Below are 13,447 nucleotides of genomic sequence, written 5' to 3' on the forward strand. Positions count from 1 at the left end.
AAATTCAAAACAAGCTCTTTTGCATCAACACTTTGAAAAAGTATCCAGCTTCTAATTCCTACCAGTCTCCTCTGGATAAAAAGTGTACACTGGATCACTTTGCCAAAGTTCTTTTGTCTCTACACACATAGCCGTTAATGGTCCTTTGTAAGCAGCTGCCGTATCGAGATTCCAAACATTTGCTGCGTTCATAGGTTCGTACTCATTCCAACTGTGGGTAGGGGTATGACCTATAAAAATCTCTTTATAAAGTTTCAATCTATTGGGATACCTGTCGTGATCCTCTTTTAAATTTGGATCTAGCACCAATGCCATTTCCCATAAGGTGCGGTCCCAATAGGTAATACTTTTAAAATATTCATATCCTGGACCTTTTAGGTTGTGAAAACCTGCATGAAAAAATCCATTCCCATTCAGTTCATAATAATTGTAAAGATCGTTCTTGAGAAAATCAAAATGCAGCTCGATTTCTTCCTTGGTTTTACTTGCATAACTGTCCACAGTACTTTTTCCCCCATGAAGCAACCACATTTTATGCGGGTGTCTGGCCTGTAAGTTTTCTACCACTAACTCATCGTGATTGCCTCTGAGGTAAATAGGGGGCGTTTGTTTGTATTGTTTCCGCTTTCGCGAAAGCGAGATTAAAAAATCGATCACCTCATAACTTTGTGACCAGCCATCAACATAATCTCCTAAGAAAATAAGCTGGTCGTCATCTTTTAATTTTATTTGATCTATTAATTGAACGAGGGCTTTGTACCCGCCGTGAATGTCTCCTATTGCAATGGTTCTCATTAATTATGAATTGTATTTTACCTTGCGCAGTACGCGCAAAGCTTCTTTGTAAGCTTTATATGTGTCAGGATAAGCCTTGAGCAAATCTTTATGCGCCTTCATTTTTTCTATTGGCTCCCCTACGTTGTTGAATTGACAAATCAACATGGTTTCTGGCAATTGTCTTAAATCTATTAATTCTTGCTCTTTGAGGTGGATCCCGTTTGTCATCTTATTCAAAAGAGATAAGTTCGTATTGTATATGTGATGTAAGGTCTTGCGGTCATAATAGGGCGGATTAAAAAGGATCTTGTTCTCTAATTGGTAGGTCCCGTTAGGGAAAAACCGCAAAGTCTGTCGCTCCAGTGGGTGATACTTTTGATGATTCCCTATTCCTAATTCCACAAATTCTAAAATGCTAAAACTATCTTCATCAAAATAAATTTGCACCTCATCAAAGGTGCTATAAAATAGTCGTACTTGTTCATTGACCATTTCAATATCTACCCTAGAATAATAGGTTTCTCCTTTTTTGTGCTTTAATTTTCCTGACCAGCAAATAACAAATTGTTCTTTAAAAACCTTGTATTGCGTCTCCAGTCCTTGATTTTTACGTGCTAGAAATTCCACCACACTGTCTAAAGTGTGCTCAATATTATTACTTGCCTTTTTTTCTAGTTGTTCGACAATTTGAGAATTTATATCTTTGATTTCTACATCATAAGCTTTAGGCATAGAAATGCTTCCGTCTCTAAAGAAAACAGTACCCCCATAATATTTCCAAATATTTTTGCGCAATGCCGTAAGTCCGTCCTGAGCTCTAATAGTTACTAAACCCACTACTTTACCTATTTCCAAATGAGGGAAAGCAATATTCTCGTATTGTATAATGGGAGCATTAGTCAGGTAGGCATTGATCAGGTTTTGCAATTTAGAATCATCAAAGAAATCCACACCTACTATCCCATTGACCTCATCGTCAATTCCTATGACTATGTAGCTGTTGTTTTTGGGATTGGTGTTGGAAAGGGCGCAAATGTGTTTGAGAAACTTAGCTTTCCCTTCTTTATTGCTCAGATCAATACGCAACTTTTTATCATAAAAACTATTCTCGTCGTTATGCGCCAGCAAGTTTTTAACCAGAAGACGTTTATTGATCATAGCCCCTAATATAGCTAAAAAGTTAGAAGATTCCCACACAAAATAAGCTCAGAATTAGAGGCCTTAACTACCAATTTGAGATACCCTTTATAGCAAACAGCTATTGGCAATCCAACGGCCCAGCCGTAGAGTACTTCATCCCATCTGTAGTATAAAAAGACTCTGTTCCACTGCTGTAAATAAAGAGGAATTAAAAAGTCCTTGGGTTTTTTAGGCAATCATTAATAAAAAAGCCTTTAAATTTTAGAGAAAAACATGAAGTACATTAAATAGAAACTAGAATACTATCTTTGCTTCTATGCAAATTCCCGAAGGAAAAAAAATATACTTCTCTAGTGATAACCACTTAGGTGCGCCAACTCAAGAATTGAGCAAACCTCGTGAAAGAAAATTTTTAGCTTGGTTGGATCAAGTTAAGGAAGATGCTGCTGCTATATTTTTATTGGGAGACTTGTTTGATTTTTGGTTTGAGTATAAGTCGGTAGTTCCTAAAAATCAAGTACGCATCCTAGGGAAAATGGCCGAAATTGTTGATAGTGGTATTCCCATCTATTTTTTTGTAGGTAATCACGATTTATGGATGTTCGGTTATTTTGAAGAAGAATTGGGTATCCCTGTTTATCATGAGCCTCAGACATTTGAATTTAATAACAAAAAGTTCCTTATCGGTCATGGCGACGGGTTAGGTCCTGGTGATAAAGGTTATAAACGTATGAAAAAAGTGTTTACCAGCCCTTTTTTCCAATGGTGTTTCCGATGGATACATCCAGATATAGGGGTGCGTATTGCACGACACCTATCCGTAAAAAATAAACTCATCTCAGGTGAAGAGGACGCTCAATTTTTAGGGGAAGAAAACGAATGGCTTGCTCAGTATGCGAGACGTAAACTGGAAAAAGAACATTTTGATTATTTTATTTTTGGCCATAGGCACTTACCTATGGAAATCAAAGTAGGGGAAGCATCTACCTACATCAATCTAGGGGATTGGATTTCTCAATACCGATATGGGGTCTTTGACGGGAAAGATTTTCAGCTTGTTCAGTTTTAAGGCTCCCTGATAATTTAGATAAGCTTTTATAAAAATACTCCCCCCTTTTTAGAAACTCAACTTTTGTTATAAGGATGCTTATAATCGCATTCTCTACTAAATAAGTTCATAAATTTATGGGTAGGATTCATAGTACCAGAGAGGAAGCTGCACTACACTTAAATTACTTACTTTTCTAGATAAAGTGAGCAGTCTCCCTCTATTCTTTAAGAATTGAGATCTCTTAATCGCAACTGTAGAGAGGTAGTTCCTTGCCATTCATTTTCATCTATAGAATAAGCTATATCGAACTTTTTACCATCAGTTATTTGCTCCCATTTACTCCCCATATTAAAACCTATAGCATTAAATGCATTGTGATCCCCCTTTTTTTCGGCTACCTTGATTTTAAGATGGTCTTCCTCTTTACCTACACATTTACCAAAACCTGTATCCACCACATTTTCTGTCATAAAAACTGGAGTCATATTTCCTGGACCGAATGGTGCCATTTGTTGTAGAATGCGATAAAACTTAGGTGTAATATGCTCTAATGGAAGTTTAGAGTCTATATGAACCTCTGGTGTCAAGTGTTTGTTTTCTATAGTAGCAGCAACTACTTCTTCAAAGCGGGCTTTGAATTTATCGTAGTTCTCCGGTAATAACGTCAGTCCAGCGGCATACATGTGTCCACCAAATTGCTCGATATAATCAGCACATTGTTCTAGTGCATTGTACACATCAAAACCTTTAACGCTGCGAGCACTTGCCGCGAGTCGATCTCCAGATTTAGTAAAGACTAATGTAGGTCGGTAATACTTTTCTATTAATCTAGAGGCTACTATTCCTATCACCCCTTTATGCCAGCTTTCGTGGTAAACCACGCTTGTAAATTGATCTTCTTCTTTATTAGTTATGATTTGCTGTATGGCTTCTTGAGTTATGGATTGGTCCAGTTCTCTCCTATCAGAATTATAATTCTCAATGGATGCTGCAAATTCTTGTGCTTTTTCTAGATCTGTTTCTTTGAGAAGCGCTACGGCATGAAGTCCATGCTTCATTCTTCCAGCAGCATTGATACGAGGTGCAATGATAAAAACGACATCGGTAATCGTAAGTTTTGTTTTATTTAACTGAGCTATTATCGCCTCAAAACCTGCTCGCGGACTCGTGTTAATCACATTAAGACCGTGATATGCAAGAATTCTATTTTCCCCAGTCATAGGCACAATATCGGCTCCTATTGCCGTAGCTACTAAATCTAAATAAGGAATCAAAATTTCAAATTCCCAGTCGTTTGCCATCGTTAAGGCTTGGCACAATTTAAAGCCTACGCCACAACCGCACAATTCGTCATAAGGATACGAGCAGTCGGGGCGTTTAGGATCGAGAACTGCTACAGCGTCGGGCAATTCTTTCCCTGGTCTGTGGTGATCGCAAATAATAAAGTCGATCCCTTTTTCTTTAGCATAAGCGACTTTATCTACTGCTTTTACACCACAGTCTAGCGCAATGATCAATGAAAAATCGTTGTCTGCCGCAAAATCAACTCCTTTAAAACTCACTCCATAGCCTTCCTCATAGCGGTCGGGAATATAAGTAGAAACGCGATCGTAAAAACTTTCTAAAAATGTGGACATCAATGCCACACTAGTGGTTCCATCTACATCGTAGTCTCCGTAAACAAGAATGTTTTCATTGTTTCCCACTGCTTTTTGAATCCGCTTTACTGCTAGATCCATATCTTTCATAAGATAAGGGTCGTGGAGCTCTTCTAGATCAGGTCTGAAATAGGATCTCGCTTTCGCGAAAGCGTCCACACCACGCTGCACCAACAAACCTGCAAGAAAAGGATCAATGCCTAATTCTTGAGCAAGTTGCTGTTGTTTTTGAGAATCTGGTATGGGTTTAATAGTCCAGCGCATTTGGTAAAGATAAGATCTAAAAAAGAGTTCTGGAATAGAAATAGGAATTACCTGCGTCCATTTTACGAGCTTTCGAGTATCTTTAATAGGTAAATTAAATAAACCCTTACAACATTACACGAATGCCATTAGTCAACCCATTAGACCCAAGTCACGACTCTGAAACAGCAGCATTAGCCGATTTCTTCAACGAAACTTTAGGATTTTGTCCTAATTCTGTATTGACCATGCAGCACCGCCCAACCATATCAAAAGCTTTTATCAACCTAAACAAAGCCGTCATGGCAAACGAGGGTCGTGTCACCAGCGCATTGAAAAGAATGATCGCGTGGGTTTCTAGCAATGCTACAGGATGCAAGTACTGTCAAGCGCACGCCATACGCGCCGCAGAACGTTATGGAGCAGAACACGAACAACTGGATAACATCTGGGAATACCGCACCCATCCTGCTTTTAATGAAGCCGAACGCGTTGCTTTAGATTTTTCTTTAGCGGCTAGCCAAATCCCTAACGCTGTGGATCAAACTATAAAAGAACGTTTACACCAGTATTGGAATGAAGGGGAAATAGTAGAAATGCTCGGAGTAATATCGCTTTTCGGTTACCTCAACAGGTGGAACGACTCTATGGCTACCACTTTGGAAAATGATGCCATAATGAGCGGTAATCAATATTTAGGGAAACATGGCTTTGAAGTGGGAAAACATAATTAATCAAAAGGCTTTACTGATTCACAAACTCTATCACCTGATCTTTTCCATCAGTAGTGTGCTCAATAGAAATACCGCCTGCAGTTTTATAACCTATCCCTATAAAGTTAGTCGCTACTGCAAGGTAACAACCTCCCTTACTCTTTTTTAAAGTTCCTATAACCATATCCCCTTTAAAAATACTATAGCCTTCAGAAGAGCTCCTTAGTGAAAAAGTGTTGTCTGTGGTTGAATAGTCCTTTTTTAGTAGGGTTACTTGAGATTTCTCCTCAACTGTCGTTGCATCTGTAACTTGACGGTCCTTTACTCGCGTGTCAAATCCAGGGACTTTTTCAGCACTAGTAGTGACTCCTTTGAATTGCTGATTTCCTGGTTTTTCAATAGTAACCACTTGCTCATCTATTACATCTTTAGGCGTGTACTTATAATCTACCTCATCAAAAGAGGTCATTGCATCTCGTAGTGCTTCAAAATAGGCTCTATCGTTAGATTTGACAGTCCCTACTCCCTTTTTACTAGTAAAAACAACAGTTCCTGAACAATCCACTAATTCCATTACCATGTAAATCCTAAGAGTTCCTGATTTATCCAGTTTTAATTGAAGTGCGTTGCACTCGCCACGATTTAAATCTGCAGGAAGAATTTCAGAATTTCTGAATGCCGTAAAGTTCTGTTTTTTAAGTTCAAATACAATCAGCTCATTAAAGTGGTATTCATTAGCTTCATTTTGAAACTCGTACTGGTTATTTACAATAATATACTTGTACTGATTCAAAGCAACATCTTGTGCGTTTACCAATAGTGATGTTGAAATAAGTAAAAATAAGAGTAGTAGTTTCATAAGACTTGTGACTTCCATTATTAAGGATTTTCTAGAACGATTCCAATCAATTGGTATTGTTGAAAATATAGATTTATAGTTACTTAAAGGATAACAGTTGATGCTGCCCTAACGCAGATCCAAAAGTGGCAAAATACAAATTAACTAAATACTTAAGAGTATTTCTTGCTTCATAAATATCATTTCCCTTTCTAATCAACCTCTTCAATTTATGAACAAAACTTCGTAAAAATATGCTGAAACCCTACCTTTGAGACTTGCATTCCATTCCAACCAATCTTATGAAAAAATTAGAGCTCCTTAAAAAATATTTTGGGTATGACAGTTTCCGACCACTGCAAGAACAAGTTATAGACGATGTTATTGCTGGTAAAGACCTTATGGTAGTCATGCCCACAGGAGGAGGAAAATCTATGTGTTTTCAGTTACCGGCCTTATTTTTAGATGGAATTACTTTAGTGGTATCACCATTAATTGCCTTGATGAAAGATCAGGTAGATGCGTTGCGGGCTAATGGTATCCCTGCTTCTTATTTTAACAGCTCGCAAGATACCTCTCAACAACAAGAACTGCTGAAAGAATTGCGATCTGGGAGCTTAAAACTAATATATGTCGCTCCAGAAAGCATCGGGCTGCTCAACAATCACTTAAAAGAAATACCCGTTTCTTTAATCGCAGTAGATGAGGCGCACTGCATTTCTGCATGGGGACATGATTTCAGACCTGCCTACACACAACTTGCTTATTTTAAAACCAGCTTTCCAAAAGCGAATCTTATTGCTTTAACCGCGACGGCAGATCGAGCCACGAGAGCCGATATCAAAAAGCAATTGGGGATTCAACATGCAAAAGAATATGTCGCGTCTTTTGATAGACCTAATCTAACCTTAGAAGTACGCCCTGGAAACAATCGGTTACAACAAATACGTCGCTTTCTTCAAAAGAATAAGGACAAGTCTGGAATTATTTATTGTTTAAGCAGAAAAACCTGTGAAAGCCTTGCTAGTAAAATTACAGCTTACGGATTTGACGCAGCCGCTTACCATGCAGGCTTGAGTCATGAAGAGCGAGAGAATATACAAGAAACATTTATCAAAGACGATCTTAAAATAGTATGTGCGACCATTGCATTTGGAATGGGAATAGATAAATCCAATGTGCGATTTGTACTGCATTACAACATGCCTAAAAATATAGAAGGCTATTATCAAGAAATAGGTCGTGCTGGTAGAGATGGCATTGATTCTCATGCGTTGTTATTTCATAGTTATGCAGATATGATACAACTGCGCAAATTTGCCGAAGGCAGCGGTAATGTAGAAGTTCAGATAGCAAAACTAGAACGCATGAAACAATTTGCTGAGGCGTTGACTTGTAGAAGAAAGATGTTGCTTTCTTACTTTAATGAATATCTAGACGAAGACTGCGGCAATTGTGATGTTTGCCTCAATAAACCAGACTTTTTTGACGCCACGTTGTCTGCGCAAAAAGCCTTAAGTGCAATAATTAGAACTGAAGAAAAAGCATCTCTTAATCTTCTTATAGATGTGTTGCGGGGAGCGCAAAATGCAGCAGTTATAGAAAGTGGGTTCCAGCAAATCAAAACCTATGGTGCTGGAAAAGATATCTCTTGGAACGACTGGCAACAATATATTGTGCAAATGATCAATCAAGGACTGATAGAAATTGCTTTTCATGAATTCAATCATTTAAAATTGACTCCTCAAGGGAAAGAAGTGCTTTTTGATGGACGCAAGGTATCACTGGCTGTGATTCCTAAACCAGAAGAACTGGCCGCCAAAAGAGCACAACACACCAAAGAAGAACTACCTACAGAGGTCAACCGCGATCTCTACGAGGCATTGCGCAAAACTAGACTCCAACTCGCAAACGCTAGTAATCTAGCTCCTTATATGATTTTTAGTGATGCAACATTAAAGGATATGGCAACTAGAATACCACTAGACGATAATGAATTTGCAGATATTACAGGTGTAGGAAGCCATAAGCACGATACGTATGGCGTAGCATTCCTTAAAATAATCTCTGGATTCAAAGATTCCCGTACAGATGATTTCGTCTATAGGGAGGAAATCATAAAGCCTAAACGTAAAAAGAAAAAAGGATCAGGCCCTAAAAAAGATACGGTTATGGAGAGTGTCGAGCTTTTTTGGGATGGGAAAACAATCAAAGACATTGCCGAAATAAGAGGCTTCCAACCGTCTACCATCATGGCACACCTAACGAAAAGATATGAATCCCATAACGATATTGATCTAGAAAAATTAATCGATGGTAAAGACTACAACCGTATGGCTGAAGACTTTAATAAGATAAAAGATGAAGAAAGCCTGAAATCCATCTTTGAACATTTTGAGGGTAAAATAGATTATGGAACGTTGCGTATTGGCCTGACTTTATTGAAAGAGAAGAAGGAGGTTTGAAATAGTAATTAAATATTAGCTTAATCAAATTTAAAAATTATAATAACCACAAAAGCCAGAATTATAATTCTGGCTTTTGTGGTTTTAAAACTATCCACCTACTAAGGCAGGATTCACCCAACTAAATGTTGCCGACTCGCTTGGGATTTTAATTCTTTGTGAAACGCGTTCCATACGAGCTGGAAGTTTCATTAAGTAGTCCCTTGCTTTTTCTGCTTCTTCGGTTAAATTGGTCATCTTAGCAATATCCCATTGTTCAATCAGCTTTTGCATAATGTCTATATAGTCCTGAGCGGTATAAACACCTATACGCTGTGCACTGTTTGAAAAATCCTCAAAAGCAGCTCCTATAGACTGTCCAGATTCTCTAAGGAACATCGCCGGCATTACAATTTTGTGAACCATCATTTCCTTAAATGCTACCATCATATTGCTAGGGTCTACTTTGAAAATCTCACTTACAAAGGTGCTATAAGCCTTGTGGTGACGCATCTCATCTCCTGATATGATGCGACACATTTTAGAAAGCGCTGTGTTTCCATAGCCACGGGCTAATTTTGCTACACGGTTGTGAGAAATATAAGTCGCAAGTTCTTGAAAACTGGTATAAATAAAATTCTTATAAGGATCGCGATCGGTCCCAATATCAAATCCATCTGTAATCAAGTGATGTGTAGTAATTTCTACCTCCCGCATGTTGACACGACCAGATAAGTACAAATATTTGTTAAGTGTATCACCATGGCGGTTTTCTTCACCCGTCCACTGGCGCACCCATTTGGACCAAATATTCCCCTTGCCTTCTACCTGATTAATACCTTCTACATCCATTAACCATGATTCATAAGTAGGTAATGCCTCCTCAGTGATCGTATCTCCTACAAGTGCTACCCAAAAGTCGTAGGGCAACTCTTTTGCAAGCTCTCTTAGTTCTCGTACTTCTTCAAAAAAAGTATCTTCTTGAGAGTTGGGTAAAAAATCAGAAGGCTGCCAAATTTTATCTACTGGAATTAGGTATTCATCCATGAAGGACTCTACTTTGCTTTCCAAAGATTGCATCACCTCAATGCGTATATTCTTAAGTGGTTTATTCATAGGGCAAATTGTATGGTAAAGGTAGTCGTTTTGAAATTGTTCTGCTTTCGCGAAAGCAACATTATTATTTAACTCTTAAACGCAGTAGAAGTAATGCTATTGTGAACTATTTCTTGAGTTTCTAAAATTAGCTCATCGTGATCTCTTCCTTGAATAGAAATAGGCTCGTGAATGGTAAGCTCTATTTTATTGCCTATTCCGTAAGGAAACTTACCGTAGCGATCTATCTTCCAACTGTTATTTATGGTTACAGGAACAACGACAGCATCTGGCACATATTTAAATATGGTTTTTAAACCATTTGTCTGAAAAGGTCTTGGAACTCCCGTCCTGCTTCGAGTACCTTCTGCAAAAATCACTACGCTGCGTTTTTTTTCATGCACATTTTTCGCAAATTTTATCAAAGCGGTAATTGCTTGTATACGGTCTTTGCGGTCTATAGAACAATTCTCTCCTATCCTTAAATTTAAGGAAATGCTAGGAATTCCTTTGGACAACTCTTTTTTGGCAATGAATTTTGCATGGTACTGTCTCAAATAATAAATTAATGGCGGTATATCAAACATACTTTGGTGATTGCACACAAAAATATAAGATGGCCCAAGCGGCAAATCAGTTGTATAATTGATGCTAAAAGTATTCCATAGCGGCAATTGAGACTGTATTAAAAACCAATTGAGTATATAAACACTTTTGCGGTGGGCGTTATAGCCACCTAACTTATAACATACCAACTGAATGGGATGAAAAACGAGTAATAACAAAAAGAAAACGATGATGTGAATAACCGTTAACGGATATGAGATAATTTTTTGCATCATACAAAGGTAAATGCTTAAATTATATGAAAGATAGAGATCTAGCGAAATCTATATGCGTGCATAGTAATTAGGGATTAGGGAAAATAAATTTTGCTCAGGCAGGTCAAAAAACTGTCTGTGCTAATTTTAAAAAAACAAACTGAAAACTAAAAAAGTGCTTTTATCTCAAGACAAAAGCACTTTACATTTTAAAACTAAAACTGATTAACAGTTCTCGTTGTAAGCTTCTTTCAGGTTTTCAGCAATCATTTCAGCTGGTCTTCCTTCAATATGATGACGTTCTAACATATGAACCAATTCGCCATTCTTGAACAAAGCCATGCTTGGTGAACTAGGTGGAAAAGGAATCATTGCTGCTCTCGCTGCATCTACTGCATCACGATCTACTCCTGCAAAAACCGTTACAATATGATCTGGTTTTTTTGCATTATCTAAAGACATTTTTGCTCCAGGACGTGCATTAGCAGCAGCACATCCACAAACCGAATTCACCACTACTAAAGTAGTCCCCTCTTTGCTTAGCGCCTCTTTTACGTCGTTTGCTGTATATAAGTGTTCAAATCCTGCGGTGCCTAAATCGTCACGCATTGGTTGAACTAATTCTGATGGGTACATAATATTAATTTTTTACAAAGGTAAAGACTTCTAGTGCTTTATAAAACAACTGTGGTATCAATTAAGTTTATTATAAGAACGATTTTTTGAATGGAAAGTCTTTCAGTAGGTAAAAACAAATATGAAGACAAGAGCATATGGGATTTGTACATACTTTAATTTCCATAAAGACTAGTGAACTTGAAAGTAAAGGCGCATAAAAATCTAACAGGCATTACTAAAATAATAAACCCTGCTATATTGGCAATGAGGGCTTTCCATTTACAAATGTTTAGTACCTTTAAGACGTTCTCTTAATGCCTAATAGTGATGACCAAAAGAAAATGTATTGAATGTGATGAAGAAGTACGCGGTAGAGCCGATAAAGTTTATTGCAGTGACTACTGTCGGAACGTAGCGAATAATAAATTAAATAAAGACACCAATGCCTTAATGCGCAATATCAATAATAGACTGCGTAAAAACCATCGCATCTTACAAATGCTCAATCCTAAAGATAAAATTAAGGTAAGTAGAAATAAACTACTTGCTAACGGCTTTGACTTTAACTTCTTTACCAGTATATACACTACCAAAAAAGGTAGCAATTATTATTTTGTTTACGATCAAGGATACTTATCTATGGAAGACGACTACTACCTGATTGTTAAGAGAGATTAAGAATGCCATATACTAACAACACTTGCGTTATGATGCCTTATTAAACACAATTTCCCCAATGAACTTTACTTCAAATAAAAATAACTTTAGGTGGATCATGATTGTCATGGCCGTGCTGATCACCTTCTTGATTTTATGGAATACTTATGATTTTTTACAGCAATTGAAAGAAAATGAACGTAAAAATATTCAGGAATTTGGAATCTCTCAAAAAGACCTTGCTAATCAAGGTTTAGGGGCAGACTTAGGTGAGTTAGGCTTTACTGTAGCGAGCAATACCACTACAGTACCTATGATTTTAATCGATTATAAAGGAGGTATTGAAACGCGCAACCTCCCTGAAAACATAAGTAACGATTCTATTAAGATAAAAAAGCTGATTGAAATTTACAAAGAAGAAAACGAACCTATCATAACTCAATTTGAAGGAAAACCTTTTAGTACTATATACTATGGTAATAGCGATATTATAACCAAAACCAAATATTACCCTATGGCTTTGGTTATAATTATGCTGTTGTTCTTTTTTGTTATTTGGTTTTTTTACAGGTCAAATAAGGCAAGCGAACAAAACAAACTTTGGGCTGGTATGGCAAAAGAAAGTGCACATCAAATAGGCACTCCCCTTTCTTCTCTTGTGGGCTGGACTACCATTTTAAAAGATACCGATGTTGACCCGTCCTATATTGTTGAAATGGAAAAAGACATCAACCGTCTGAAAATGATTACAGATCGATTTTCTAAAATAGGCTCCATTCCAAAACTCACCGAAGTAGATATCGTAGATCAAACTCAAAAAGCAACGGACTATATTGCACATCGATCCTCCAAATTGGTCAACTTTAAAATAGACCTTCCAGATCAACCTATACAAGTCAAATTAAATGAACCTCTATATGAATGGGTGATAGAAAACCTTATTAAAAATGGTATTGATGCTATGAAGGGAAAAGGAACGATTTCTGTATACCTGAAAGCAGATGTCTACAATGTATTTATTCAAATAAAAGACACTGGTAAAGGAATTCCAAAAAGTCAATGGAATCAAATTTTTAAACCAGGGTTTACGACCAAAAGACGTGGTTGGGGCTTGGGACTTTCTCTAGCCAAACGCATCATTAAAGAGTACCACAAAGGTAAAATACGTGTCTTGGAAAGTAAAAAAGACCAAGGAACTATCTTTGAGATTAAATTGAACAAAATTTAGAAACATACCGCATTAAAAACAGGATATCAATAAGGCTTCATTATCGTGTACGACTACACTTAAGACCCGCTACAAAAGAGCTAATTGGATAGATGACTTGACATCAAGAACGTTGAAATCAAAAATGACACTGCATACCGGCAGTTAAATATACCCTAAAAAGG

General features: G+C 37.3%; 12 protein-coding genes. 5 read left to right on the plus strand and 7 right to left on the minus strand.

Annotated elements, in window-relative coordinates:
- Positions 1-51: 51 nt before the first annotated feature.
- On the minus strand, positions 52-795 hold the full coding sequence (locus KG732_RS03210) for a metallophosphoesterase family protein (protein WP_213520935.1): 744 nt from the start codon (positions 793-795) through the stop codon (positions 52-54).
- 3 nt (positions 796-798) lie between these two features.
- A complete protein-coding gene (locus tag KG732_RS03215; protein ID WP_213520936.1) occupies positions 799-1,935 on the minus strand; it encodes an ATP-binding protein in 1,137 nt (378 codons plus the stop codon).
- 298 nt (positions 1,936-2,233) lie between these two features.
- Here KG732_RS03215 and KG732_RS03220 point away from each other — a divergent pair, with 298 nt between their 5' ends.
- Positions 2,234-2,986 (plus strand): UDP-2,3-diacylglucosamine diphosphatase, encoded by a 753-nt coding sequence (locus KG732_RS03220; RefSeq protein ID WP_213520937.1) that lies wholly within the window; start codon positions 2,234-2,236, stop codon positions 2,984-2,986.
- A gap of 206 nt (positions 2,987-3,192) precedes the next feature.
- On the opposite strand, the gene recJ is transcribed toward KG732_RS03220, so the two are convergent.
- Positions 3,193-4,890: a single-stranded-DNA-specific exonuclease RecJ gene (gene recJ / locus KG732_RS03225; RefSeq protein WP_213520938.1), complete on the minus strand. Its 1,698-nt coding sequence runs from the start codon at positions 4,888-4,890 to the stop codon at positions 3,193-3,195.
- A gap of 122 nt (positions 4,891-5,012) precedes the next feature.
- On the opposite strand from recJ, the gene KG732_RS03230 reads away from it, so the two are divergent.
- Positions 5,013-5,603, plus strand: a complete 591-nt coding sequence (locus KG732_RS03230; RefSeq protein ID WP_213520939.1) for a carboxymuconolactone decarboxylase family protein — start codon at positions 5,013-5,015, stop codon at positions 5,601-5,603.
- 10 nt (positions 5,604-5,613) lie between these two features.
- On the opposite strand, the gene KG732_RS03235 is transcribed toward KG732_RS03230, so the two are convergent.
- Positions 5,614-6,441, minus strand: a complete 828-nt coding sequence (locus KG732_RS03235; protein WP_213520940.1) for a hypothetical protein — start codon at positions 6,439-6,441, stop codon at positions 5,614-5,616.
- Between the two features lie 281 nt (positions 6,442-6,722).
- Between KG732_RS03235 and recQ the strand changes: the two genes are divergently transcribed.
- Entirely contained in the window at positions 6,723-8,885 is a 2,163-nt protein-coding gene (gene recQ / locus KG732_RS03240; RefSeq protein ID WP_213520941.1) for a DNA helicase RecQ, read from the plus strand.
- Positions 8,886-8,975: 90 nt separating this feature from the next.
- On the opposite strand, the gene KG732_RS03245 is transcribed toward recQ, so the two are convergent.
- From KG732_RS03245 to KG732_RS03255, 3 genes are all read right to left on the minus strand, one after another.
- Positions 8,976-9,980 carry an acyl-ACP desaturase gene (locus KG732_RS03245; protein ID WP_213520942.1) on the minus strand — a complete coding sequence of 335 codons (1,005 nt, stop codon included), beginning with the start codon at positions 9,978-9,980 and terminating at the stop codon, positions 8,976-8,978.
- A 68-nt stretch (positions 9,981-10,048) separates the two neighbouring features.
- Complete coding sequence (locus KG732_RS03250) at positions 10,049-10,798, minus strand: 1-acyl-sn-glycerol-3-phosphate acyltransferase (protein WP_213520943.1); 750 nt, start codon at positions 10,796-10,798, stop codon at positions 10,049-10,051.
- Between the two features lie 207 nt (positions 10,799-11,005).
- Positions 11,006-11,416 (minus strand): BrxA/BrxB family bacilliredoxin, encoded by a 411-nt coding sequence (locus KG732_RS03255; RefSeq protein ID WP_213520944.1) that lies wholly within the window; start codon positions 11,414-11,416, stop codon positions 11,006-11,008.
- A gap of 309 nt (positions 11,417-11,725) precedes the next feature.
- Between KG732_RS03255 and KG732_RS03260 the strand changes: the two genes are divergently transcribed.
- Both KG732_RS03260 and KG732_RS03265 read left to right on the plus strand, forming a co-directional pair.
- A complete protein-coding gene (locus KG732_RS03260) occupies positions 11,726-12,076 on the plus strand; it encodes a hypothetical protein (RefSeq protein ID WP_213520945.1) in 351 nt (116 codons plus the stop codon).
- Between the two features lie 58 nt (positions 12,077-12,134).
- Entirely contained in the window at positions 12,135-13,283 is a 1,149-nt protein-coding gene (locus KG732_RS03265; protein ID WP_213520946.1) for a HAMP domain-containing sensor histidine kinase, read from the plus strand.
- The last annotated feature ends 164 nt before the right edge of the window (positions 13,284-13,447 follow it).

Origin of the sequence: Nonlabens sp. (assembly GCF_018401815.1) — a bacterium.
Classification (GTDB): Bacteria; Bacteroidota; Bacteroidia; order Flavobacteriales; family Flavobacteriaceae; genus Nonlabens.